The organism is Pseudomonas sp. GW823-FHT02C05 (assembly GCF_058797595.1).
Window position 1 is genome coordinate 660,477 of the sequence record NZ_JBXAJU010000005.1, and the last position, 24,338, is coordinate 684,814.

The following is a 24,338-nucleotide window of genomic DNA, read 5'->3' on the forward strand; positions in this document are numbered from 1 at the left end:
AAGCGGGTCTCAGTCATCCGGATGCTCAAAGTTGATAGCTGAAGCTCAAGGTATAGCGTGGCTTGCGGTTGTAGGTGTCGAGGGCTTCATCGGACATTGGCTTGGCCGCTTCCAGGGCGATGTTGTAGTGCTTGGCATCACCGAAACGCAAACCGACCGCGGCGGATGACAGGCTGCTGCCCCTGACCGGCAGCTGGTTGAACCAGGTCTTGGAGCGGTCCAGCACCACATAGGGCTGCAGCACACGCACCCAGGGCCCCTCGCGGTTGAAACTGTAGTTCACTTCGTAGGCCACGCCCCAGCCCTTGTCCCCGGTCGCCTGGTCATCGGGGTAGCCGCGAGCGAAGTTCTGCCCGCCAAAGGACGCCCGCTCGCTGTCGGGCAGGTTGTCTTTGCTCCAGTACCAGGCGGCGGAAAGCACGCCTTGCCAATTGTCCAGGAAACGATCGCTCTGTACCCCGGCCAGGCGCAGGCGGAAGAAATCCAGATCATAGAGGCTGTTGTTGGTCTCGGCGCCCATGCTGTCCAGGCCCCGATACAGGCCGGCGCTGAGAATCCGCAGTTGGCGCGGATCGGACTTGCTCCAGTCCGCCTCAAGCGCCAGGGCGCGGATGTCGGTTTTTTCTTCCAGGGTCAGCGGGCTGTTGCTGACCCGGTAACGGGTCTTGTCATTTACCGCATACAGGCGTGTGCCGGCGGTGAGCATTTCATTGGGCGAGGCGATGAAAGGGTGGCTGACGCCGATGGAAAAGCGGTCGTTCTCCCGATGGGGCTCCAGCTCGATCCCGTTGTCCAGCTGCACGTTGCTCCGTGGGTCGGCGCGGTAGCGGGCGCCGTAGAGGCTCAGTTGCGTGCCTTCCGAACCCAGCAACTGGCTGTAGTCCAGGCGGTAGTAGTGTTCCTTGTCGTGGCCCGGCGGGAACAGCCCGCTGAGGCTGAGCTGTTCGCCCCAGGCGGTCTGCGAGTTGCTGGTGATGCCCACCAGGGCCTGCAGGCCGTTGCGGTTGTCGTCGGTGCTGTTGAGGGTGGTGGCGATGGCCTTGCGGCTGGCCACGGCCACCAGTTGGGTTGCGCCGTCGGTAGTGCCCGGTGGCGGCACTACCGCCTGCAGGGTGACCCCGGGAACCTTGCTCATCAGTGTGGTGTAGCGTTCGAAGGTCTTGCGGGTCAGCGGGCGCTCGGCCTTGAGTTTGCTCACCAGTTTGTCCAGGTAGGCGGATACCGGGCCGATGTCGCCCTGCAGCTGGTAGTCCCGGATGTAGCCTTCCACCAGCACTACCCGCAGCACGCCCTGGTCGAAGTTCTGCTGTGGCATGAAGGCGTAGGACAGCAGGTAGCCGTCCTTCTGATAGCGCCGGGTAATGCTGCGCGTGGCTTCGATCAACTGGCCGAAGCTGGCCTCGTGGCCGATCAGTGGCTGGTAGATCGCTGCCAGTTCTTCCAGGGGGTAGACCGTGCCGCCCTCGATCTGCACCTGGCGCACCGTGACCTTGGTGCCCATCATCAGCGGCTGCTGGCCTTGCGGCGCAGTGGGTTGCTCGGGCAGTTGCGGTTGCGGGGTTGCCGGGCGGTAGGCATCCACCGGCAGGTTGGGTTGGGGCAGGTTGTTGATGCTGTCATTGCTGTTGAGAAAGCGCGGAAGGGAGTCGGCGTAAACGGAGGTACAGCATCCAACTAACAACAAACTGGCCAACGTGCGCATAGGACACTCCATGGTCGAGCCGCAGCGGTGTAGAAAGTTCCTGGCTCCAGTTGCCGCTCGGGTCTTGGCCACGATCTGGCTCTGGATGCTTGTCTCTGGATAAACAAAAAGGCGAGAGACTCATGGGAATCTCTCGCCCTCAACCAAGCGTAGGCGCTGCAGGTGAGGCCGTCGAATCGGCCAGGTGCAAATTATTTCTTGTTGCCGCCCAGGGCGCCGGTCAGGCCGCCGAGCACGCCACCCAGGCCGCCATTGAGGCCCGCACCGGCAGAGGCGCTGCCACTGGCGCTGGCGTTGGCGCCTACGCCAAGGCCACCGAGCAAGCCGCCACTGGGCGCTGTGCCGCCGTTGACCAGGCCGCCAACCGAAGCCACGGTGTTGCCCACGGCTCCAAGGGTGCCGCCCAAGGCGGTACCTATCGGATTGGCGCCACTATTGCTGGCCACGCCCGCGCCTACGTTGCTGACTGCGCCGCCCACCTGGCCCAGAAGACTGCTGGTCGGGCTACCCAGGCCGGTAGCTGCACCTACTTGCTGAGTCAGGCCGGCAACCGAACTGGTGACGGGGTTCAATGCCGAACCCAGGCTCACTCCGACGCTGGCCAATGGTGCAGTGACTACCAGGTTAGGGGTACCGCTGCCGCCCAGAGCGCCGCCTACCGAGGCGATCAGGTTGCCGGCTGCCGCTCCGGTGACCCCGCCTGCGCTAACGGTACCGTTGGTATTGCCGGCATTCAGGCCGTTGCTCAAGTTGGCCACTGCACCGCCGACAGTTTCCAGCAGGCCGTTGTTGCCGCCGAGGCCACTGCCATTCCCGGTTCCGCTACCCGAGTTGCTCACATAGCCGCCGGCAGTGCCCACGGCCGTACTTGCGTTGCTCAGGGTGTTGCCCAACAGATTTGTTACAGGGTTGCCGTTGCCAGCGTCAGTGATCTTGTTACCGGTGCTGTCCACGGCCTGAGCTACGCCATTGAGCAGACCTTTTACAGGGGAGCCAAGACCGGTGGCGCCGCCGATATTGCCGGTCACGTCTTCCGCCAGGCTGACCACTGGAACCAGTACCTTATCGCCGACATTGTCGGTCAGTGTTCCCAGAGGTCCGCTGCTGGTGACGGTGCTCAGGGTATTACCGAGCATGGTCACCCGGGTGCCTACGCCGCCGACTACCGGAGCCACCCTGGTCACCAGGCCACCCACTACCGGAACGCTCTGGGTGGTGGTTGCCAGTTTGCCGCTGAGGTCGGTGACCCCGGTACCCACATCGCTGACCACGTTGCCGACGGTGGCGGTGGTCTTGCTCAGGGCCTTGGGATCGGTGCCCAAAGTGCCGAGGCCGTTGGTCAGGCCGTCACCGACGGTGTCCACCACGTTGCCGGTGGTGTTGACGGCGCTTTGTACCACGCCTCCAACCACGGGTACGGTGGCCAGGGAAGTGCCCAGGCCGCTGACACCGGTACCGACGCCACTGAGGGTGGTACCCAGATCCGAGACCAGGCTGCTGGTCGTCAGGGGAGTGGTGGTACCGCCAGTTCCTCCGGTGCCGCCAGTTCCACCTGTGCCACCTGTGCCACCTGTGCCTCCGCCAGTGCCGCCGGTACCACCTGTGCCTCCACCGGTACCACCAGTGCCACCTCCAGTGCCTCCTGTTCCGCCGGTGCCGCCACCAGTGCCACCGGTGCCGTCAGTACCGCCGCTGGCACTGGCTGGCGAACTGCTGCCACCACTTTTATGACCGCCACCACCGCCGCTGCAGCCTGCCAGGCTGAGGGTCAGGATCATGGTTATTGCCGTTAACGCTTTCCATCCGAATTGAGTTTTCATGTCTGGTATTCCTTGCACCTGTTACAACGTTCGTTGTTTTCGATAGCTCTCCAGTTCTTGCGCTGGAGATACCTTCGTCCGTTGTCTACATAAAAGGCGCAGGGAATAAATTGAACAATTATGAACTTGGTATTAATGACTTATTTTGTTCGGTTAATTGATTTACAAGTAGCTAGTCTCAAAGTATTGGTTGGCGCTCCTAGTGTGTGATGAATTGTTTTAAAACAATGATTTGATGTTTTGTAGTGTCCTTGGAAAGTGCTCGTTCAACTAAAGTTATATATACACAATTAATAGGCAGTTTTTGTGCTGAGCTCGCGGTACTTGCACTTTTTCGCTGGCGTTTAATGGCTGGCAGGGGGATGGGATGGTGGCCTGGTTTATACTGCGCCGCCCAAAACTCTCTGGAGCTCAATATGCTGACGCCCGTCTGGTGGCTGCTGTGCCTGCCGTTTGTTGCCGGAGCCTTTCTCGCCCTGCAAGCCGGAATCAACGGTCAACTGGCCAAGCAGGTCGGCGGGGTGCTGGCTGCGGCCCTGATCTCTTTTTTCGTAGGCACCGCGGCGCTGCTGGTGCTGGTAGTGCTGCAGCGCGAAATGCCGACCCTGGGTGCCCTAAAGGGCCTGACCTGGTGGCATTGGTGCGGCGGCCTGCTGGGGGCGTTCTTCATTACCACGGCCGCCTTTGCCGGGCCGCGGGTCGGCGCCCTGCTGTTCATGTCGCTGGTGCTGGCCGGCCAGTTGAGCATGGCTCTGGCGCTGGACCACTTTGGCTGGGTAGGGTTTCGGGAAGCGCCGGTCAGCCTCGGCAAGATTGCCGGATTGCTGCTGATCGTCGTCGGGGTGGTGTTGATCCGCCGGGGCTGAGGCCCCTCAGGCGATGGGCTGCCAGTTGCCCAGCATATGCTGCAACTCGCCGCTGCCCAGCAACTGCAGTTCTCCGCTTGAACCCCCGGCACTGGCCAGCAGGCGTACTTCGCCGGGCAGCAGCACGGGCTTCATGAACTGCACCGTCACTTCGATGTTCGCTGCTGGCAGATGCTCGCTCAGGGCTGCCAGGGTGCGCGCCTTGTTCCACAGGCCATGGGCGATGGCCTGGGGAAAGCCGAACAGCCGGGCGCTCCAGGCGCTCAGGTGGATCGGGTTGTAGTCGCCGGAAACCCTGGCGTAGCGCCGGCCGATATCGCGCTCGGCGCGCCAGCAGGCGACTTCGCCGAGGTTGTCGGCGTTGGGCAAGTGTTGGCTGGAAGGTTCTCCCGCCAACTTGACTCCACGGCAGAGCATGCGGCTTTGCGCTTCCCAGAGGGGGCCCAGCAAATCGTCCACTGTGGTCACCAGGTCGAATGTTGCGCCTTTGGCGTGGGGTTGCAGGTTGCACACCTGGACCCCGATTCGAACGCTGCTGACATTGCCCATGGGGCGCAACACACGAATCCTGTTGCCCAGGTGAATCAGCCCCAGTAGCGGAAATGGAAAGTCCCGGGCAGTGAGCAGCTGCATCTGCAAGGGAAACGCCAGTACATGGGGGTAGGTCGCGGGCAGCAGGCCGTTATCGGCAAAGCCGCAGACCTTGCGGTAGCCCGCCAGTTGCCCGGGGGTCAGGCTGATCCAGCAGCGCAGGCCGTATTCGGGTAACTGCGTGCCGTTGATCCGTCGGCGCATTGCCGCTTTGAGAAACAGCGGCGGCAGGGACGCGGGCAGGTTCAGTTCGTGCCAGTGTGCAGTCATTTTCAGGCCCCCAAGAGACTTTGTCCGCAGACCCGCAGGGCCTGCCCGCTGACGGCGCCGCTGCCCGGCTGGCCAAGCCAGGCCACCGCTTCGGCAACGTCCTGGGGCAGGCCGCCCTGGCCCAGGGAACTCATGCGCCTTCCAGCTTCGCGCAGGGCGAAGGGCACCTTGGCGGTCATCTGGGTCTCGATGAAGCCCGGCGCCACGGCATTGATGCTGATATCCCGGGCGTGCAGCAGCGGCGCCCAGGCCTGGGCCAGGCCAATCAGCCCGGCCTTGCTGGCGGCGTAGTTGGTTTGCCCGCGGTTGCCGGCGATGCCGCTGATGGAGGCCAGCAGGATCACCCGGCCATGGTCGTGCAGGCGTGCGCTGTCCAGCAGGGCCTGGGTCAGCACCTGGGGCGCATTGAGGTTCACCGCCAGCACCGCGTCCCAGTATTCCGGGGTCATGTTGGCCAGGGTCTTGTCCCGGGTGATGCCGGCGTTGTGCACCAGGATGTCGATGCCCTCCGGCAGTTGCTCGATCAACTGTGCCGGAGCGTCTTCGGCGCAGATGTCCAGGCAGATGGCGCGGCCGCCGAGACGGGCCGCCAGGGCTTCCAGATCGGCCTTGGCCTGGGGCACGTCCAGCAGCAGGACCTGGGCGCCGTCCCGGGCCAGGGTTTCGGCGATGGCCGCACCAATGCCGCGGGCGGCGCCGGTGACCAGGGCCTTGCGCCCGGCCAGCGGGCGGCTCCAGTCCTGGACCTGGGTCGCGCAGGGCTGCAAGCGGATCACCTGCCCGGAAACGTAGGCGCTCTTGGGCGAGAGAAAGAAGCGCAAGGCGCCTTCCAGCTGTTCTTCCGCTCCGGCTGCCACATACAGCAATTGCAGGGTGGCGCCGTTGCGCAGTTCCTTGGCCAGGGAGCGGCTGAAGCCTTCCAGGGCGCGCTGGGCGCTGGCGGCGAAGGGCTCGTCAAGGGTTTCCGGGGCACGCCCGAGGATGACCAGGTGGGCGCTGGGCTCGAGGTTTCTCAGCAGTGGCTGGAAGAATTCCCGCAGTTGCTTGAGCTGGTCTGTGTGCAGCAGCTCGCTGGCGTCGAACACCACGGCCTTGAGCCTGGGCCCGTGGCCGGGAATCCAGGGGGTGGCCAGGGACGGGTCGGCGCCATAGCTGTAGATGCCATCGGTCAGGCGCGGCGCCAGGGCGGCCACCTGTTGTGCCAGCGCGCCGCCGCCGAGCAACAGCGCACCTTCGATAGGCCGCAGGCGACCGGCTTGCCAGCGCTCCAGGCGTACCGGCGACGGCAGGCCAAGAGCCCCGACCAGGCGCTGGCCGATGGACGAGTTGGCGAAGTCGATATAACGGTCAGACATGGAACGCACTCCGAAGGTTGGGGTTCAAAGTGTGGACCATGAATGGCCCTGGGTCGTTCGATCGGCCAGATCCCTCCTACGCTGGAGGAGGTACCCACCGCAGTCGCACTCACAGAATAGGGAGCTTTCCATGACACAGCTGCGTCGCGTCGCGATTATCGGCGGCAACCGCATCCCCTTCGCCCGTTCCAACGGCCCCTATGCCACCGCCAGCAACCAGGCGATGCTCACCGCCGCCCTGGAGGGCCTGATCGAGCGCTACAACCTGCACGGCCTGCGCCTTGGCGAGGTGGCCGCCGGTGCGGTGCTCAAGCATTCCCGGGACTTCAACCTGACCCGCGAATGCGTCCTCGGCTCGCGGCTTTCGCCCACCACCCCGGCCTACGATATCCAGCAGGCCTGCGGCACGGGCCTGGAAGCGGCGCTGCTGGTGGCCAACAAGATCGCCCTGGGGCAGATCGACTGCGGCATCGCCGGCGGGGTGGATACCACTTCGGATGCGCCGATCGGGGTCAACGAAGGCCTGCGCAAGATCCTGTTGCAGGCCAACCGCGCCAAGAGCACCGGCGACAAGCTCAAGACCCTGCTGCAACTGCGGCCCCATCACCTCAAGCCGGAACTGCCGCGCAATGGCGAGCCGCGCACCGGCTTGTCCATGGGCGAGCACTGCGAGCAGATGGCCAAGACCTGGAACATTGCCCGCGCCGATCAGGATCAACTGGCCCTGGAAAGCCATCAGAAAATGGCCGCCGCCTACGCCGAAGGCTGGCAGGACGACCTGATCACTCCCTTCCTCGGCCTGACCCGGGACAACAACCTGCGCCCGGACCTGACCCTGGAAAAGCTCGCCAGCCTCAAGCCGGCCTTCGACCGTAGCGCCAGCGGCACGCTGACGGCGGGCAACTCCACGCCCCTGACCGATGGCGCCTCGCTGGTGCTGTTGGGCAGTGAAGCGTGGGCCAGGGAGCGGGGCCTGCCGGTTCTTGCCTACCTGCGCGACGGCGAGGCCGCGGCGGTGGACTTCGTCAACGGCGCAGAGGGGCTGCTGATGGCCCCGGTATACGCCGTGCCGCGCTTGCTGGCGCGCAATGGCCTGAGCCTGCAGGACTTCGACTACTACGAGATCCACGAAGCCTTCGCCGCCCAGGTGCTGTGCACTCTCAAGGCCTGGGAAGACCCCGAGTACTGCAAGGTCAGGCTGGGCCTGGAGGCACCTCTGGGCAGCGTCGATCGCGCCCGGCTCAACGTCAAAGGCAGTTCCCTGGCGGCAGGGCACCCGTTTGCCGCCACCGGCGGGCGCATCGTCGCCAACCTGGCGAAGCTGCTGAGTGTGGCGGGGCAGGGGCGCGGGCTGATTTCCATCTGTGCCGCGGGCGGCCAGGGTGTGACGGCGATCATCGAGCGCTGAGGTTCGTGGCCTTCCCCGGCACGCAGGCTCCTACACAGAAATGCCGCCCATCCGTAGGAGCCGGCTTGCCGGCGAAGGCGTCTTCAGGTCTTGAAGCGCCGTACCAGGGCGTCCAGCTCATTGGATAGCCCCGCCAGGCTCTGGGAGTCCAGGCGCGCCGAGTTCGCCAGTTCCGCCACCAGTTGCGCATCGCCATGGATCTGGCTGATGTGCCGGTTGATGTCTTCCGCCACCTGATGCTGCTCTTCGGCGGCGGTGGCGATCTGGGTGTTCATGTCGCGGATCACGTCCACCGATTCGCGGATCTGCCCGAAGCTGTTGCGCGCCAGGCCGATGCGGTTCACCGACTGCTGGGACACTTCCAGGCTGGCGTGCATCTGCTGGGTCACGGCGCTGGTGCGTTTGGCCAGGTTGCCCAGCAGCCCGTCGATCTCGGCAGTGGAGTCGGCGGTACGCTTGGCCAGGGCCCGCACCTCGTCGGCCACCACGGCAAAACCGCGACCCTGCTCCCCGGCCCGGGCGGCCTCGATGGCCGCGTTCAGCGCCAGCAGGTTGGTCTGTTCGGCGATCGAGCGGATGGTGCCGAGGATCGACTGGATGTCGGTGCTGTCGCGTTCCAGTTGCTGCATCGACTGCGCCGACTGTTCGATCTCCTGGCTCAGGCGATCGACGCTGTGCACCGCGTCATCGATCTGCTGCTGGCCTTCCCGGGCCTGGCGCTGGCCACTGTCCGCCGACTCGGCGGCCTGGCTGCAGGAGCGGGCCACTTCGTTGGCGGTGGCGACCATTTCGTGGAAGGCGGTGGACACCATGTCCACCGCTTCGCGCTGGCGCCCGGCGGCTTCGGCCATGTCGCTGGAGACCTGGGTCGAACTGTGGGAAGTGGCGAGGATCTTCTGCGCGGCCTGGCCGATGCTCTGGATCAGGTTGCGGATTGCCGCCAGGAACTGGTTGAACCAGTTGGCTAACTGCGCGGTTTCGTCGCTGCCACGGATATTCAGACTGCGGGTCAGATCGCCTTCGCCTTGGGCAATGCCTTCCAGGCCACTGGCCACGCCGCGGATCGGCCGCACGATGAGGCTGGCGAAACTCGCCCCGAGCACTGCGAACAGCACCGCCAGGATCGCGGCAATACCGGCAATGATCCAGGTCAGCTGGGTGGCCGCGCCCATGACTTCGTTCTGCTTGATCAGGCCGATGAAGGTCCAGCCCAGTTGCTCCGAAGGCCAGACGTTGGCCATGTAGTGCTCGCCGCCCAGTTCCACCTGCACCAGGCCTTTGCCGGCCTTGGCCAGTTGCGCGTACCCCTCGCCGAGGCTGCCCAGGGCCTTGAAGTTGTGCTCCGGCTGCTTGGGGTCCACCAGCACCGTGCCGTTGTTTTCCATCAGCATCAGGTAGCCCGATTCGCCCAGCTTGATCTGTTTGACGATCTCGGTGAGCTGCTTGAGCGACACGTCGACTGCGACCACGCCGCCCTGGGGGCCCAACTGGTTGGCCAGCGAGCGCACGGTGCTGACCAGCACCGCATCGTCGCTGGCCCAGTAATAGGCCTCGGTGCGCAGGGTCTTGCCCGGGTTGGCCTGGGCGGTCTTGTACCAGGGGCGTACGCGGGGGTCGTAGTTGGCCAGCTTCAGGTCGGCGGGCCAGGAGACGTATCCGCCGTTGCTCACGCCATAGGACACATAGGAATAGGCAGGATGGCTGGCGGCCATGGCGGCGAACAGCTCGAAGATTCGTTTGTCCTGCTCGCCTTCCGGGGCCTTCGCGGCATCGGCGCTCATCCAGGTCTTGAGGTTGTCGCCGGCCTGGGTGATCAAGGGTTGAGCGGCCAGGTAATCGATGTTCTGGCTGATGCCTTCGAAGAACAGCTGCATGGCGTTGGCCACTTGGCGGATCTCGCGGCCGCTGCCGTCGACGAAGGTGTTTTCGGCCTCGCTGCGCAGGTTGATCACCACCAGCGTGGCTACCAGCACCACGGGCAGGCTGGCGATGACGGCAAAGGCCCAGGTCAATTTCTGTTTGATGTTCATCCGCGCTCCAGTTTTTTGTAAGACCACGAAGTGCAGGCGACTCGCGGATTTATCGGCAGCTTGAAAGATGACGCTGATTGCATCCCTGGGGTGAAGTCGAGCCCGCGGCGATCGAACCTTGGCCGGTGGCTGACGTCTTTATTGGATTGTCGGACAAACTCCCTGTCTCTCTGAGGGCTTCGGCTGGCGCCGGGCAATATTGAGCCGCAGGCAGAAAAAAACTTCCGCGGGCAGGCCCGCGAAGGGGCTGGCCTGAGTGCCACTGATGGACGGTTGCGGACGCCGTCTCGGCTATGATCCTTGGCGGCGTCGATGGATTGATCTGGCACATTGAGTGCATTGCTGTCGCTCGGTGGTCGGCAGCCCTTTCCCGTCGTGGGAGGATTGCCGTATAACGAGTGACTTTCGCGTGTTTGGTAACAAGGGACCCACAATAAAAGCTGATGAAGACTCCAAAACGCATTGAACCGCTGATCGAAGACGGTCTGGTAGACGAGGTGCTGCGCCCACTCATGAGTGGTAAAGAGGCAGCTGTGTATGTGGTGCGCTGCGGCAACGAGCTACGTTGCGCCAAGGTCTACAAGGAGGCGAACAAACGCAGTTTCCGTCAGGCGGCGGAGTATCAGGAGGGGCGCAAGGTTCGTAACAGCCGTCAGGCGCGGGCCATGGCCAAGGGCTCGAAGTTCGGGCGCAAGGAAACCGAGGACGCCTGGCAGAACGCCGAAGTGGCGGCGTTGTTCCGCCTGGCCAATGCCGGGGTGCGGGTGCCCAAGCCGTTCGACTTCCTCGAAGGTGTGCTGTTGATGGAGTTGGTGGCCGACGAGTACGGCGATGCGGCACCGCGGCTCAACGATGTGGTGCTGGAACCGGACCAGGCCCGTGAATATCACGCCTTCCTGATTTCCCAGATCGTGCTGATGTTGTGTACCGGCCTGGTGCACGGTGACCTTTCCGAGTTCAACGTGCTGCTGACTCCGGATGGCCCGGTGATCATCGACCTGCCCCAGGCGGTGGATGCTGCCGGCAACAACCATGCCTTCAGCATGCTGGAGCGTGACGTCGGCAACATGGCATCCTATTTCGGGCGTTTTGCCCCGGAACTCAAGGGCACTCGGTATGCCAAGGAAATGTGGGCCCTGTACGAGGCTGGCACCTTGCATCCGGGCAGCGTGCTGACCGGCGAGTTCGACGACCCCGAAGAACTGGCGGATGTCGGCAGCGTGATCCGCGAGATCGAAGCGGCGCGCTTGGACGAGGAGCGTCGCCAGGCAGTACGCGCGGCGGATGATGCGTCGCCGGGCAAATCCGAAGAACCACCGCCTCCGCCCTGGATGCAGTGATGCCATAAAAAAATCCGGCCTTGGCCGGATTTTTCATTCCCGCAATCTACCCGGCCCCTTGGCCCCTTGGCCCCTTGCACCTTGTAGCCGCTGCCGAAGGCTGCGCACGGCCCGAAGGGACGCAGGGATCTTGAGGGCGCCGAGGTCTGGCGGGAGATGGCCAAGCAAGGTCCTGCGGGCCTTTTCGCAGCCTCGCCCAGGGCTCGGCAGCGGCTACATGGGGCGGCAGGTCGCAGGCTCAGGATCCGCAGCAACTGCCCGAGGCCAGTTCCTTGAGGATCGGGCAGTCCGGGCGGTGGTCGCCCTGGCAGTGCTCCACCAGGTCCTGCAGGGTGTCGCGCAGCCCTGCCAGCTCGCGGATCTTCTGGTTCAACTCGTCGATATGCTGGCGGGCCAGGGCCTTCACATCGGCGCTGGCCCGCTGCCGGTCCTGCCACAGGGTCAGCAGCTTGCCCACCTCTTCCAGGGAAAACCCCAGGTCCCGGGAGCGCTTGATGAAGGCCAGGCTGTGCAGGTCGTCATCGCCATACAGGCGATAGCCGCTGTCACTGCGATGGGCGGGCTTGAGCAGGCCGATGGACTCGTAGTAACGGATCATCTTGGCGCTCAGGCCGCTCTTTCGGGCTGCTTGGCCGATGTTCATTCGGCGTTCTCCAGGTCTTTGGGTTTCCAGGTTTTCAACAGTAGCGCATTGCTGACCACGCTGACGCTGGACAGCGCCATGGCCGCCCCGGCGAGCACCGGGTTGAGCAGGCCGAAGGCCGCCAGCGGGATGCCGATCAGGTTGTAGACGAAGGCCCAGAACAGGTTCTGACGGATCTTCGCGTAGGTCTTGCGGCTGATTTCCAGGGCCGCCGGGATCAACCGTGGATCGCCGCGCATCAGGGTGATGCCGGCCGCATGCATGGCCACGTCGGTGCCGCCGCCCATGGCGATGCCGATGTCCGCCGCCGCGAGGGCCGGGGCGTCGTTGATACCATCCCCGACCATGGCCACCACGCCGGTCTTTTTCAGCTCGGCCACCGTGGCCGCCTTGTCCGCCGGCAGCACTTCGGCGTGCACGTCGGTGATGCCCAGGGCGTCGGCCACCACCTTGGCGCTGCCGCGGTTGTCGCCGGTCAGCAAATGGCTGCTGATATGCCGTGCATTGAGTTGCTGCACCGCCTGCAACGCGCCGGGCTTGAGGGTATCGCCAAAGGCGAACAGGCCCAGCACCCGGGATTGCGGGCTCTGCTCGATCAGCCAGGACAGGGTCCGGCCTTCGTGTTCCCAGTCCCTGGCCGCCTGGGCCAGGTCGCCGGGGTTGAGGCCGCTTTCTTCCAGCAGGCGGCGGTTGCCCAGGGCCAGTTGGCGGCCCTCCAGGGTGCCGGCGATGCCTCGCCCGGTGAGGGACTGGCTGGCGCTGACGTCAGCCACCGGCAGTTGGCGTTCCTGGCACAGGTCCAGCACGGCCTTGGCCAGAGGGTGCTCACTGCCGCGCTGCAGGGCACCGGCCAGTTGCAGCACGCTGTTTTCATCGCCTTCCACCGCCTGCATATGGGCGATGCGCGGGGTGCCGGAGGTCAGGGTGCCGGTCTTGTCGAAAACCACCGAACTGACTTCGTGGGCCCGCTCCAGGGCTTCGGCATCCTTGATCAGGATGCCGTGGCGGGCCGCCACGCCGGTGCCGGCCATGATCGCCGTGGGCGTGGCCAGCCCCAGGGCGCAAGGGCAGGCGATCACCAGCACCGCCACGGCGTTGATCACCGCGGTTTCCAGCGGTGCGCCGTACAGCCACCAGCCCACCAGCGTGATCAGCGCCAGTACCAGGACAGTGGGCACGAACACCTGGCTGACTTTATCCACCAGTTTCTGGATCGGTGCCTTGCCGGCCTGGGCGTCTTCCACCAGGCGAATGATCCGCGCCAGCACGGTTTCCGCCCCCAGGGCCAGGGTGCGCACCAGCAGCCGGCCTTCGCCGTTGATGGCGCCACCGGTGACCTTGTCGCCGGGTTGCTTGGGCACGGGCAGGCTCTCGCCGCTGATCAGCGCTTCATCGGCATGGCTCTGGCCTTCGATGACTTCGCCGTCCACCGGAAAGCGCTCGCCGGGCTTGACCAGCACCAGGTCACCCAGGCGCAAGGCGCTGATCGCGACTTCCTGTTCGCGGCCGTCGATAACCTGGATCGCCCGTTCCGGACGCAGGGCTTCCAGGGCGCGGATGGCACTGGCGGTCTGGCGCTTGGCGCGGCTTTCCAGGTATTTGCCCAGCAGCACCAGGGCGATTACCACCGCCGAGGCCTCGAAGTACAGGTGCGGCATGCTGCCCGCGGCGGCGGTGGCCCATTCGTACAGGCTCAGGCCATAGCCGGCGCTGGTGCCCAGGGCCACCAGCAGGTCCATGTTGCCGCTGCCGGCGCGCACGGCCTTCCAGGCCGCGACATAAAAGCGTGCACCGAAGATGAACTGCACCGGGGTGGCCAGGGCGAACTGGGCCCAGGCCGGAAGCATCCAGTGCAGGCCGAACGGCTGCACCAGCATCGGCAGCACCAGGGGCAGGGCCAGGAGGATGGCCAGCACCAGGCTCCAGCGCTCGCGTCGCAGGTTCTGCTGTTGCTCGTCGCCCTGTTTCTGCTCGGCCTGCCACAGGCTGGCGGAGTAGCCGGCCTGGGTCACGGCATTGACCAGCAGCGTCGGGTCGACCTGGCCCAGCAGTTCGACATGGGCACGCTCGGTGGCCAGGTTGACGCTGGCGCTGCGGACGCCGGGGAGTTTGTTCAAGGCGCGTTCGACTCGCCCGGCGCAGGTGGCGCAGGTCATGCCGCCGATGCTCAGTTCGACGGCTTGCACCGGCACGCTGTAGCCGGCGTTTTCCACGGCTTCCAGCAGGGCCGGCAGGCTGTCTTGCGGTGCTTCGACCCGAGCCTGTTCCGTGGCCAGGTTGACGCTGACCGTGCGAATGCCGGCGACCTTGCCCAGGGCACGCTCTACGCGCCCGGCGCAACTGGCGCAGGTCATGCCGGCAATCGGCAGGTCGAAAGTGGTTGATTCAGGCATGGCGACGCTCCCTGTGAATGTTGCCTACAGGATCAACCTTGCCACGCAGGCAAGGTCAAGGGGGCATTGTACGGGTGCTTCATTTTGTCCCAGGGGCTGCTCGCAGTGCGCGAACAGCAGGCCCCGGGAGCTCGGCAGGGGGCGGGGTGTCAGTATTCCAGGGCGGCGGGCTTGAGGTACATGCCCGAGGCGTTCATGGCGATGCGGAACTTCAGCACATCGCCAGCCCGCAGGCTGATGTCCTGGGAACTCGGGGCAAGCAGCCCGGCATTGCAGCCCGGGGCCTGGCCTGGCAGCAGTTTCAGGCGCAGGGAAACCTTGCCCGGCGGCAGGTTGAACGAGGCGCTCTGTTCCTGGAACAGCCGGCCGGCGAGCTGGTCCTGGATGTACAGGCCGATCTCGCAGGACGTGGCGACTTCCAGCCGCTCCCTGGAAATGATCAGCACGCCGTAGTCCTCTCCGGCGGCCAGCGCCGATGGGGTTGCCGCGAACAGGCCCAGGAGGCCGACGAGGCTGAAAGTTGACCAGCGCATGGCTGAATCTCCCGCTGTGATGTCGTAAGACGTGCAGCTTGGCCGAGCGCGCCGCCGATTTCCAGCCCGGCAGATCAATCCGGAACTTGACCTTGCCACGGTGGCAAGGACAAGACTTGCTCCAACCCAATACAGGAGAAGCGCAATGCAAGTATTCAACGTTCAAGGCATGTCCTGCGGTCACTGTGTGCGTGCCATCACCCAGGCGCTGCAAAGCAAGGACCCGGCGGCCACCGTGCGGGTGGATCTGGCGGCCAAGGAAGTCGGAGTCGAGAGCCGCCTGTCCAGCGATGAGGTGATCAGCCTGATCAGCGAGGAAGGCTACGCGGTCAAGGTTGCCTGAGCCTTTTTATATAGTTAGCGACCTATCGGAATGTTCAAGGCGTCCAAGCGCGGCTAGACTGTGCGACCGCTGACCAACGCTCGTTTGGATGCCATGAACCTCCGCACAATCCTGATTCTCGGCGCTCTGAGCGCTTTCGGCCCGCTGGCCATCGACTTCTACCTGCCGGCCTTCCCCTCGATGGCCCTGGCTTTCGGCACCGATGAAAAACACGTTCAGCTGACCCTGGCCGCCTACTTCCTCGGCCTGTCCATCGGCCAGTTGGCCTATGGCCCGGTGGCCGATCGTTTTGGCCGGCGTCTGCCGCTGCTGGCGGGGGTGGGCCTGTTCACGCTGGCCTCCCTGGCCTGCGCCTATGCGCCGAACCTGGAATGGCTGATCGGCGCACGCTTTGTCCAGGCCCTGGGCGGATGCGCCGGGATGGTGATTTCCCGGGCCGTGGTCAGCGACAAGTGCGATGCGGTGGGTTCGGCCAAGGTCTTCTCCCAACTGATGCTGGTGATGGGCCTGGCCCCGATCCTGGCGCCAATGCTGGGCGGCCTGCTGGTCAACCTCTACGGCTGGCAGTCGATCTTCATCATGCTCACGGTGTTCAGTGCACTGTCCGGGCTGGCAGTGGCGCTGGGCCTGCCGGAAAGCATGCCGGCCACCCGCCCGCGCCTGCCTCTGTCCGGGGCGCTGCGCCAATATGGCCTGCTGCTGTCGGACCGGGTATTTCTCGGCCACGCCTTGACCGGCGGGATCGCCATTGCCGGGATGTTTTCCTACATTGCCGGTTCGCCCTTTGTCTTCATCAAACTCTACGGCGTGCCAGCGGAGCACTTCGGCTGGTTCTTCGGGATCAATGCCGGGGGCTTCATCCTGGTGGCGCAGATCAATGCGCGCCTGCTGGCCAAGCGTGGCCCGGCGTTCCTGCTGGCGCGCACCGTGTGGATCTACCTGGCAGCGGGCCTGACCCTGCTCGGCGTCAGCGCCTTGCACACCAGTGCGCTCTGGCCGCTGCTGCTGCCGCTGTTCGTGTGTATCGCCAGCCTGGGCTGCATCATTCCCAATGCCGCAGCCTGCGCCATGAATGGTCAGGGCGCACGGGCCGGCAGCGCCTCGGCGATGCTCGGTTGCCTGCAATTCAGCGTGGCGGCAGGGGCGGCGTACCTGGTGGGTGTGCTGCATGACGGCAGCGCCATGCCGATGGCCATGGTCATCAGCCTGTGCGGTGTGCTGGCGGTGAGCATGGCGGTCATGACCCGGCGCTTGCAGAATGCCCGGGCGCTGAAGGCTGCCGAGCTCTGAGTCAGCCGGTGGCGCGCTGGCTCTGGGGAATCGGGTGGGGGGCTTGCAGGCGGCTTTGCAGGGTCTGGGTGAAGGCCCGGGCTTCGGCCTCGCTGCGGAACGTCACCACATGCTGGTCGAGCCGTACCTGCCATTGAGAGCCCTGGGGGTGTGCCAATTCTTTTATCAGGATCTTCATTGCTGACCTCCTAACGGTAAAAGACTGCGCTGCAAGGGCCCCCAGTGTAGACCCGAATACGGTCACAAATATGACCGGAATCAACTCTCGGACTGACGGCAGCCAGCACCTTTTACCGGTGCCGGCTGCCGTTCGTTAACGCCTCAGAAACCTTCGAGGACGATCTTGCCGCGAGCCTTGCCACTCTCCAGCAGGGCGTGGGCGCGGCGCAGGTTGGCTGCGTTGATCTGGCCGAAGTGCTCACCCACCGTGGTCTTCAAGGTGCCGGCGTCAATCAGTTCGGCGACCCGGTTGAGCAGCACGTGCTGCTCTTGCATGTCGGCGGTTTCGAACAGCGAACGGGTGTACATGAACTCCCAGTGCAACGACAGGCTCTTGCGCTTGAGCTTGGTCACGTCGAGGCTTTTCGGATCGTCGATCAGCGCCAGTTTGCCCTGGGGTGCCAGGGCTTCCACCAGTTGGTCGAGGTGGGCATCGGTCTGGGTCAGGCTGGCGACGTGGGTCACCTGGCCTGCGCCAATGCGCTGGAGTTCGGCGCTCAGTGGCTGGCTGTGGTCCACCACCGCATGGGCGCCCAGCTCGCGGACCCAGGCCTGGGTCTGTTCGCGGGAGGCACTGCCGATCACCTTGAGGCCGGTGAGCTGACGGGCCAGTTGGGTGAGGATCGAACCGACCCCGCCGGCAGCGCCGACGATCAGCAGGCTCTGGCCTTTGTCAGCCGGCTCCTGGCTGATCTGCAGGCGTTCGAACAGCAGCTCCCAGGCGGTGATCGCGGTCAGCGGCAGGGCGGCGGCCGCGGCGAAGTCCAGGCTCTTGGGCATGTGGCCGACGATCCGTTCATCCACAGTGTGCAGCTCACTGTTACCGCCGGCCCGGGCGATGGAGCCGGCGTAGAACACCCGGTCACCGACCTTGAACAGGCTGACGTCGCTGCCCACGGCCTTGACCACCCCGGCCACGTCCCAGCCCAGCACCTTGGCCGCGCCACCTTCGGGCTGGACGTTCTGGCGCACCTTGGTGTCCACCGGGTTGACCGAGATGGCCCTGACCTCCACCAGCAGATCGCGAGGGCCGGCCACGGGCTCGGGCAGCTCGATGTCTTGCAGGGACTTGGGATCGTCGATGGGCAGGGAAGCGTAATAAGCGATGGCTTTCATGTTGAGTTCCTGATGATGAGTAGGGAAAAAAGGCTCAGACAATCAACTGCAGGCGCTTGAGCTCGAAGTGCTCGATCGCCTCGCGGGTCTGATGGAGGAAATGCCGGAAGTGCGCGGTGTTGTTGTGAAACTCCAGGGCTGCTTCATCGTCCCAGCGCTCCAGCACGTAGAAGGTGCCCGGTTGCTCGGCATCCTGGTGCAGCTCGTAGTACTGGCAACCGCTTTCCTCGCGGCTGGGCGAGACCAGGGCGCTGAGCTCGCGCTTAAGAACGTCTTGCTGCTGGGGCTTGGCGATCAGTGTGGCAATCGCGGTGAAGGCTTGGGACATGTGGGTTTCCTCAGGTGCTGGGCGATGGGAGGGATGATTGGCTATTTCTCCCGAGGATAAAACCGGCTAAAAGAGCAGGCTCTTTCAATATTTTTTTGATAATCCAGGAAAGCCTCATGCTGCGATTCGATGACCTGCAGTTGTTCGTGCGTGCCGCAGACCTGGGCAGCCTGTCGGCGGCGGCCCGGGTCATGGACCTTTCGCCTGCGGTGGCCAGCGCTGCCCTCAAGCGCATCGAGGAACACCTGGGCGCACGGCTGCTGGCCCGTTCCACCCGCAGCCTGCGGCTCACCGCCGAGGGCGAGGGCTTTCTCGAATACGCCCGGGCGGCCTTGAGCAACCTGGATGAAGGCCGGCGCCTGCTGGCCAGCGGTCAGGATCAGGTCAGTGGCGTGTTGCAGCTTTCTGCCCCTTCGGATTTTGGCCGCAATCTGCTGTTGCCCTGGCTCGACGAGTTCCAGCGTGAACATCCCAAGCTCAGCGTGCGCCTGCTGCTGGGGGACCGGATTGCCGACCTGTTCCGCCAGCCGGTGGACATTGCCCTGCGTTACGGCGAACCGGAGGACTCCAGCCTGGTGGCGCTGCCAGTGGCTCCGGACAACCGCCGGGTGCTGTGCGCCGCCCCCCGTTATCTGGCCCGCTACGGCGAGCCGCGCCAGCTGGAGCAACTGGCCCAGCACAACTGCCTGTTGTACATGCTCGACAGCCGGGCTCATGACCTCTGGAGCTTTCATGACGGCAAGCGCGAGGTGAGCCTCACCGTCAGTGGTGACCGCCTGAGCGACGACGCCGATGTGGTGCGGCGCTGGGCCGTGGCCGGTGAGGGGATTGCCTACAAGTCCTGGCTGGATGTGGCCGCCGATGTGCTGGCCGGCCGCCTGCAGATACTGCTGCCGGAACTGCGCTGCGAAGGCGCGTCGCTGAACCTGCTGTGCACCCACCGGGCGCACCTGAGCAAACCGGTGAAACTACTGCGTGACCTGCTCCAGGAGCGTTGCGCGCAGATCAGCGCGCAACGCCCGCGATAGGAGCCGGCTTGCCGGCGAGCCTGGGCACCGTGCCCTCGGCGTCGCTGGTGGACGCGAACAGGTCGCCCTCGGCAATCAGCCCCAGCCTCGATCCCGCACACTCGGGCGGTCAAGCATTCAACCGGGGGGAACGGGCATGGGCATACAGGAATACAGCGCCGCAGAGCGCCTGGAACGGCTACCCATCAGCGGCTATCACCGGGTGATTTTCATCATCATCGCCCTGGCGTTTTTCTTCGACTCCATGGACCTGGCGATGATGACTTTCCTCCTCGGTTCGATCAAAACCGAGTTTGGCCTGAGTTCGGCCCAGGCCGGCCTGCTGGCCAGCTCCAGTTTCTTCGGCATGGTGCTGGGTGCCTCGCTGTCGGGCATGCTTGCCGACCGCTATGGGCGCAAGCCGGTGTTCCAGTGGAGCATCGTGCTCTGGGGCGTGGCCAGTTACCTGTGTTCCACCGCCCAGAGCGTGGACAGCCTGACCCTGTTCCGGGTGCTGCTGGGGATCGGCATGGGCATGGAGTTTCCCATCGCCCAGTCGATGCTCTCGGAGATGATTCCGGCCCAGCGTCGCGGGCGCTACATCGCCCTGATGGACGGCTTCTGGCCCCTGGGTTTCGTCGCCGCGGGGGTGCTCTCGTATTTCCTCCTGCCGCTGATCGGCTGGCGTGACATCTTCCTGGTGCTGGCGATACCGGCGGTGTTCGTGCTGGTGATCCGCTTCTTCATTCCCGAGTCACCGCGCTGGCTGGAACAGGCCGGGCGCCGCGCCGATGCGGATCGGGTGCTGTGTGGCATCGAAGACAAGGTGCGCGCTTCCCTGGGCACGGCGCAATTGCCGGAGCCGCTGCGCCTGCCGCGTATCGACAGTGCGCCGGGGCACTTTTTCTCGGCACTGAAGCAGATCTGGTCGCCGCTCTATCGCCAGCGCACGATGATGATCTGGAGCCTGTGGTTCTTCGCCCTGCTGGGCTTCTACGGCCTGACGTCCTGGCTCAGCGCCTTGCTCCAGCAGTCCGGTTTCGCGGTGACCCAGTCGGTGTACTACACGGTGCTGATTTCCCTGGGCGGGATTCCCGGGTTCCTCATGGCGGCCTGGCTGGTGGAGCGCTGGGGGCGCAAGCCGGTGTGCATCGTGACCTTGCTCGGCGGCGGGGTCATGGCCTTCTTCTACGGGCAGAGTGCGGTCTTTGGCGGCAACGTCAGCCTGCTGATCGGCACCGGGCTGCTGATGCAGTTTTTCCTGTTCGGCATGTGGGCGGTGCTCTACACCTATACCCCCGAGTTGTACCCGACGTCGGCCCGGGCCACGGGCTCGGGGTTTGCTTCGGCGGTGGGGCGCATCGGTTCGCTGTTGGGGCCGCTGGTGACCGGGCTGGTGTTTCCGTTGACCGGGCAGGGCGGCGTATTCGCCCTGGGGGCGGCGTGCTTCGTGATTGCCGCGGGGGTGGTCTGGCTGTTCGGGATGGAAACCCGGGGCAAGACCCTGGAGGAGTTGAGCGAGGCGGGGAGCTGATAGAGACGGGGGGGGACCTGTTCATCGGCCAGCCGGCTCCTACAGATTCGTGTAGGAGCCGGCTGGCCGGCGAAGGCCGTTACGGCTTGACCAGCCGTGCATCCAGGCTGTTCTGCGCCAGGCGCCGGGCCTGGTCCTGGGTCATGCCCAGGTCGGTGTGCAGGGCGTGGAAGTTCTCGGTGACGTAGCCGCCGAAGTAGGCCGGGTCATCGGAGTTGACCGTGACCTTCACCCCGCGCTCCAGCATTTGCAGGATGTTGTGCTGGGACATGTGGTCGAACACGCAGAGCTTGGTGTTGGACAGCGGGCACACAGTCAGCGGGATCTGCTCGTCGATGATCCGCTGCATCAGCCGCTCGTCTTCGAAGGCACGTACACCGTGGTCGATGCGCTGGATCTTCAACAGGTCCAGGGCTTCCCAGATGTACTCCGGCGGGCCTTCTTCACCGGCGTGGGCGACGGTCAGGAAGCCTTCGCTGCGCGCGCGGTCGAATACCCGCTGGAACTTGCTCGGCGGGTGGCCCATTTCCGAACTGTCCAGGCCCACGGCGACGAATGCATCGCGAAACGGCAGCGCCTGGTCGAGGGTCTTCTGCGCCTCTTCTTCGCTCAAGTGGCGCAGGAAACTGAGGATCAGGCCGCTGGTGATGCCCAGTTGCTGCTCGCCATCTTTGAGTGCGCTGGCGATGCCGTTGAGCACCACTTCGAACGGCACGCCACGGTCGGTGTGGGTCTGCGGGTCGAAGAAGGGTTCGGTGTGGATCACGTTCTGTTCTTTGCAGCGCAGCAGGTAGGCCCAGGTCAGGTCGTAGAAGTCCTGGGAGGTGCGCAGCACGTCGGCGCCCTGGTAGTACAGGTCGAGGAATTCCTGCAGGTTGTTGAAGGCGTAGGCCTTGCGCAGGGTCTCGACGTCGCTCCAGGGCAGGGCGATCTTGTTGCGTTCGGCCAGGGCGAACAGCAGTTCCGGTTCCAGGGAACCTTCCAGGTGCAGGTGCAACTCGGCCTTGGGCAAGGCGTTCAGCCAGTCATACATGGTGTCGTCTCATCAGGTGCAGGCGGGCGCTGCGAGAGTGATGCGCTGCCGGGGCCGTGCCCTTCTGTGGGGAACTGGCTGTGGCTTGCGGCTTTCGCCAGGTTTTCACCGGGCCCGAAAAAGCCGCCATTCTACATCTGGCGGCGCAAATGTTCGGCAAAACCTGACCGGGGGGGCGGTCAGGCCTGCTCCAGCTCCCGGCGGTAGGCGTAGGTATCGGCAAAGCGCGACAGCAGGAATTGGGCGCAGGTGGTCACCGGGTACTTGGCCGGGTGCTCCGCGTCCTGGCAACCGGGCAGGCATTCGATGCGGGTATCCGGGTGCGGCTCGGCGAAGAACGGCATCGAGTAGCGGTCCACCCCCAGCGGGCTGATGACCCGGTGCGGGGTCGACAGGTAACGGTCGTTGCTCCAGCGCGCCATCATGTCGCCGAGGTTGACCACGAAGCTGCCGTCGATGGGCGGGGCGTCGATCCACTGGCCCTTGACGTTGCGCACCTGCAAGCCGCCAGCGGCGTCCTGGTAGAGCAGGGTGATGCAGCCGTAGTCGGTGTGGGCGCCGGCGCCTTGCTGCTCTGCGCTGCTGGCGGTGTGGCGCGGCGGATAGTGGATCATCCGCAGCACGCTCACCGGGTCCTGGAAGCGGCGGTCGAAGAAGTCGCGTTCGATGCCCAGGGCCAGGGTCATGGCCCGCAGCAGGGTCTGGGCCAGGGCCTGCATGTCCTGGTAGTGCTGCTCCATCAAGGCTTGCCAGCCGGGCAGGTCGGGGTGGCGGTTGGGCCCGCGCAGGGGTTTTTCCGCCAGCACGTCCGGGTGCTCGGCCGGCAGGTGCAGGCCCATGTCGAAGGTTTCCTTGAGGTCGCTGGGCTTGCTTGGGTCCAGCTGCTCGGTGGCGATGGCGCCGTAGCCGCGATGGTGACGGCTCTGGGTGATATCGATCTTGAGTTTTTCAACACTGGGCAGGGCGAAGAAGTGCTTGGCCGTGCTCAGCAATTGCTCGATGCGTTGTGCGCTGATCGGGTGACCCTTGATGTAGAAGAAGCCCCATTCGCGACAGGCGCGGTCGATCTGCTTGGCGACACTGTCCCAGCCTTGCTGCTCATCCTGATACAGCGGGCTGATATCGATGATCGGCAGTTGATTCATGAAAGTGCTCCCATCCTGTTGGCGGTCCGTCGTCGCTGGCGGATGCTCCGACAGCGACGGCCAGATTATTTGGGGATGTCCGTCTTCAGGCCTTCGACGTAGTAGTTCATCGAGGCCAGTTCGGCACTGCTGGCGCTGACCCCCGCGGCGATTTTTTCGACCCCGGCCTGGTCCTTGATCGGGCCGGTGAACGGGTGGAACTCGCCGCTCTTGATGCTGGCGATGATCTGTTCGGCCTCGGTTTTCACCGGGGCCGGCAGCAGGTCGCTGAGGGGCAGTTCAACCGTACCCTCTTTCAGCCCACCCCAGTAGTCCTGGGGTTTCCAACTGTGGTCCATCACCCCCTGGGTGGCCTGGATGTAGTGCGGGCCCCAGTTGTTGACGATGGAGGTCAGCACCGCCTTGGGGCCGAAGTGGGCCATGTCCGAGGCATAGCCCACCGCGTACACGCCACGCCGTTCCGCGGCCTGGATCGGCGCCGGGCTGTCGGTGTGCTGGAAGATCACGTCGACGCCCTGATCGATCAGGGCATTGGCGGCGTCGGCTTCCTTGCCCGGATCGAACCAGGAGTTGACCCACACCACCTTGATCTCGGTGCCCGGGTTGTACTTGTTCAGGGCCAGCTGGATGGCGTTGATGTCGCGGATCACCTCCGGAATGGGGAAGGAGGCGACGTAGCCGATCTTCTTGCTCTTGGTCATCTTCGCCGCGAGGAAACCACCCACATAGCGGCCCTCGTAGGTGCGCGCCAGGTAGGTGCCGAGGTTCTTGTCCTGCTTGTAGCCGGTGGCGTGTTCGAAGGTCACCTTGGGGAACTGCCTGGCAACCTTCAGCGTGGGGTTCATGTAGCCGAAGGAGGTGGTGAAGATCAGGTCGTAGTTGTCCTTGGCCATGTTGCGGATCACCCGCTCGGCGTCGGCGCCTTCGGCTACGTTCTCCACGTAGTTGGTCTTGATCTGGTCGCCGAATTTTTCCACCAGGGCCTTGCGCCCCTGTTCATGCTGATAGGTCCAGCCGTGATCGCCTATGGGGCCGATGTAGACGAAACCGACCTTCAGCGGCTCGGCGGCGCTGGCGGTAAGGCTGGCACTCAGGCCGATGGCGGCGGCCAGGGTGCAGAGCAACTTGTGCAACGGGCGTGTATGCATGAATGGGAGCTCCATCTTGTTGTGGGGGGCTGGGGCGGCAAGCACTGGAGGGCAATGCAAATAGCTGACCAACAGGACAACAAAGATGGCCGTTGCGCCGGCGAGGCGGTTTCTACGGGGGCTTTGGGGCGCGCTTTTCGCTGGCAAGCCAGCTCCTACGGGGCTGGAATGCAGGAGGCCGCTTGCCGGCGAAGGGCTGTTCAAGAACCAACCCGGTGCGCGGC

At 64.7% G+C, this 24,338-nt stretch carries 21 protein-coding genes and 1 pseudogene; 7 read left to right on the forward strand and 15 right to left on the reverse strand.

Annotation, left to right across the window (positions count from 1 at the left end; all coding sequences use genetic code 11):
• Positions 1-25 precede the first annotated feature (25 nt).
• Together AC1RGE_RS28145 and AC1RGE_RS28150 are read right to left on the reverse strand one after the other, a co-directional pair.
• Complete coding sequence (locus tag AC1RGE_RS28145) at positions 26-1,702, reverse strand: ShlB/FhaC/HecB family hemolysin secretion/activation protein (protein ID WP_492585404.1); 1,677 nt, start codon at positions 1,700-1,702, stop codon at positions 26-28.
• 191 nt (positions 1,703-1,893) lie between these two features.
• Positions 1,894-3,522 carry a collagen-like triple helix repeat-containing protein gene (locus tag AC1RGE_RS28150; protein ID WP_103290397.1) on the reverse strand — a complete coding sequence of 543 codons (1,629 nt, stop codon included), beginning with the start codon at positions 3,520-3,522 and terminating at the stop codon, positions 1,894-1,896.
• Positions 3,523-3,938: 416 nt separating this feature from the next.
• Between AC1RGE_RS28150 and AC1RGE_RS28155 the strand changes: the two genes are divergently transcribed.
• Entirely contained in the window at positions 3,939-4,388 is a 450-nt protein-coding gene (locus AC1RGE_RS28155) for a DMT family transporter (protein ID WP_011059072.1), read from the forward strand.
• Between the two features lie 6 nt (positions 4,389-4,394).
• Here the strand turns inward: AC1RGE_RS28155 and AC1RGE_RS28160 are convergent, their stop codons facing one another.
• Positions 4,395-5,249 (reverse strand): MaoC family dehydratase, encoded by an 855-nt coding sequence (locus tag AC1RGE_RS28160; RefSeq protein WP_103290395.1) that lies wholly within the window; start codon positions 5,247-5,249, stop codon positions 4,395-4,397.
• A gap of 2 nt (positions 5,250-5,251) precedes the next feature.
• Positions 5,252-6,604 (reverse strand): 3-oxoacyl-ACP reductase, encoded by a 1,353-nt coding sequence (locus AC1RGE_RS28165; protein ID WP_011059074.1) that lies wholly within the window; start codon positions 6,602-6,604, stop codon positions 5,252-5,254.
• A 130-nt stretch (positions 6,605-6,734) separates the two neighbouring features.
• On the opposite strand from AC1RGE_RS28165, the gene AC1RGE_RS28170 reads away from it, so the two are divergent.
• Positions 6,735-8,012 (forward strand): acetyl-CoA C-acetyltransferase, encoded by a 1,278-nt coding sequence (locus AC1RGE_RS28170; protein ID WP_492585406.1) that lies wholly within the window; start codon positions 6,735-6,737, stop codon positions 8,010-8,012.
• Positions 8,013-8,095: 83 nt separating this feature from the next.
• Here AC1RGE_RS28170 and AC1RGE_RS28175 read toward each other — a convergent pair whose 3' ends face one another.
• Positions 8,096-8,863, reverse strand: coding sequence for a methyl-accepting chemotaxis protein (locus AC1RGE_RS28175; protein WP_370059466.1), 768 nt, complete (start codon positions 8,861-8,863; stop codon positions 8,096-8,098).
• Positions 8,864-8,953: 90 nt separating this feature from the next.
• Positions 8,954-10,042, reverse strand: a pseudogene (locus tag AC1RGE_RS28180) (cache domain-containing protein); the annotation flags it as partial.
• A 443-nt stretch (positions 10,043-10,485) separates the two neighbouring features.
• Between AC1RGE_RS28180 and AC1RGE_RS28185 the strand changes: the two are divergent.
• Positions 10,486-11,382 carry a PA4780 family RIO1-like protein kinase gene (locus AC1RGE_RS28185; protein ID WP_492585408.1) on the forward strand — a complete coding sequence of 299 codons (897 nt, stop codon included), beginning with the start codon at positions 10,486-10,488 and terminating at the stop codon, positions 11,380-11,382.
• 238 nt (positions 11,383-11,620) lie between these two features.
• Here the strand turns inward: AC1RGE_RS28185 and cueR are convergent, their stop codons facing one another.
• The 3 genes from cueR to AC1RGE_RS28200 all read right to left on the reverse strand — a co-directional run bounded on the left by cueR (position 11,621) and on the right by AC1RGE_RS28200 (position 14,951).
• Positions 11,621-12,025, reverse strand: coding sequence for a Cu(I)-responsive transcriptional regulator (gene cueR, locus AC1RGE_RS28190; RefSeq protein WP_011059078.1), 405 nt, complete (start codon positions 12,023-12,025; stop codon positions 11,621-11,623).
• The gene (locus AC1RGE_RS28195; RefSeq protein WP_015634022.1) at positions 12,022-14,418 is read right to left on the reverse strand and encodes a heavy metal translocating P-type ATPase; all 2,397 of its coding nucleotides are present in this window, start codon (positions 14,416-14,418) and stop codon (positions 12,022-12,024) included. The genes cueR and AC1RGE_RS28195 overlap by 4 nt, the downstream gene beginning before the upstream one ends.
• A 149-nt stretch (positions 14,419-14,567) precedes the next feature.
• Positions 14,568-14,951 carry a hypothetical protein gene (locus tag AC1RGE_RS28200; protein WP_011059080.1) on the reverse strand — a complete coding sequence of 128 codons (384 nt, stop codon included), beginning with the start codon at positions 14,949-14,951 and terminating at the stop codon, positions 14,568-14,570.
• A gap of 145 nt (positions 14,952-15,096) precedes the next feature.
• Here AC1RGE_RS28200 and AC1RGE_RS28205 point away from each other — a divergent pair, with 145 nt between their 5' ends.
• Both AC1RGE_RS28205 and AC1RGE_RS28210 read left to right on the forward strand, forming a co-directional pair.
• Entirely contained in the window at positions 15,097-15,294 is a 198-nt protein-coding gene (locus AC1RGE_RS28205; RefSeq protein WP_011059081.1) for a heavy-metal-associated domain-containing protein, read from the forward strand.
• Positions 15,295-15,387: 93 nt separating this feature from the next.
• Positions 15,388-16,584: a multidrug effflux MFS transporter gene (locus AC1RGE_RS28210; protein ID WP_011059082.1), complete on the forward strand. Its 1,197-nt coding sequence runs from the start codon at positions 15,388-15,390 to the stop codon at positions 16,582-16,584.
• Position 16,585: 1 nt separating this feature from the next.
• On the opposite strand, the gene AC1RGE_RS28215 is transcribed toward AC1RGE_RS28210, so the two are convergent.
• The 3 genes from AC1RGE_RS28215 to AC1RGE_RS28225 all read right to left on the reverse strand — a co-directional run bounded on the left by AC1RGE_RS28215 (position 16,586) and on the right by AC1RGE_RS28225 (position 18,247).
• Positions 16,586-16,762 (reverse strand): hypothetical protein, encoded by a 177-nt coding sequence (locus AC1RGE_RS28215; protein WP_015634024.1) that lies wholly within the window; start codon positions 16,760-16,762, stop codon positions 16,586-16,588.
• Positions 16,763-16,905: 143 nt separating this feature from the next.
• The gene (locus tag AC1RGE_RS28220; protein ID WP_011059084.1) at positions 16,906-17,919 is read right to left on the reverse strand and encodes a zinc-binding alcohol dehydrogenase family protein; all 1,014 of its coding nucleotides are present in this window, start codon (positions 17,917-17,919) and stop codon (positions 16,906-16,908) included.
• A 34-nt stretch (positions 17,920-17,953) separates the two neighbouring features.
• Positions 17,954-18,247: a putative quinol monooxygenase gene (locus tag AC1RGE_RS28225; RefSeq protein WP_015634025.1), complete on the reverse strand. Its 294-nt coding sequence runs from the start codon at positions 18,245-18,247 to the stop codon at positions 17,954-17,956.
• Between the two features lie 116 nt (positions 18,248-18,363).
• Between AC1RGE_RS28225 and vimR the strand changes: the two genes are divergently transcribed.
• Positions 18,364-19,275, forward strand: a complete 912-nt coding sequence (gene vimR / locus AC1RGE_RS28230; RefSeq protein ID WP_011059086.1) for a transcription regulator VimR — start codon at positions 18,364-18,366, stop codon at positions 19,273-19,275.
• Positions 19,276-19,411: 136 nt separating this feature from the next.
• Positions 19,412-20,788 (forward strand): MFS transporter, encoded by a 1,377-nt coding sequence (locus AC1RGE_RS28235; protein ID WP_492585410.1) that lies wholly within the window; start codon positions 19,412-19,414, stop codon positions 20,786-20,788.
• Positions 20,789-20,867: 79 nt separating this feature from the next.
• Here AC1RGE_RS28235 and AC1RGE_RS28240 read toward each other — a convergent pair whose 3' ends face one another.
• The 3 genes from AC1RGE_RS28240 to AC1RGE_RS28250 all read right to left on the reverse strand — a co-directional run bounded on the left by AC1RGE_RS28240 (position 20,868) and on the right by AC1RGE_RS28250 (position 24,114).
• Positions 20,868-21,821: an adenosine deaminase gene (locus AC1RGE_RS28240; protein WP_011059088.1), complete on the reverse strand. Its 954-nt coding sequence runs from the start codon at positions 21,819-21,821 to the stop codon at positions 20,868-20,870.
• Between the two features lie 179 nt (positions 21,822-22,000).
• On the reverse strand, positions 22,001-22,966 hold the full coding sequence (locus AC1RGE_RS28245) for a 2-oxoglutarate and iron-dependent oxygenase domain-containing protein (protein ID WP_015634027.1): 966 nt from the start codon (positions 22,964-22,966) through the stop codon (positions 22,001-22,003).
• A 65-nt stretch (positions 22,967-23,031) separates the two neighbouring features.
• Positions 23,032-24,114 carry a BMP family ABC transporter substrate-binding protein gene (locus tag AC1RGE_RS28250; protein ID WP_492585412.1) on the reverse strand — a complete coding sequence of 361 codons (1,083 nt, stop codon included), beginning with the start codon at positions 24,112-24,114 and terminating at the stop codon, positions 23,032-23,034.
• Between the last annotated feature and the right edge of the window lie 224 nt (positions 24,115-24,338).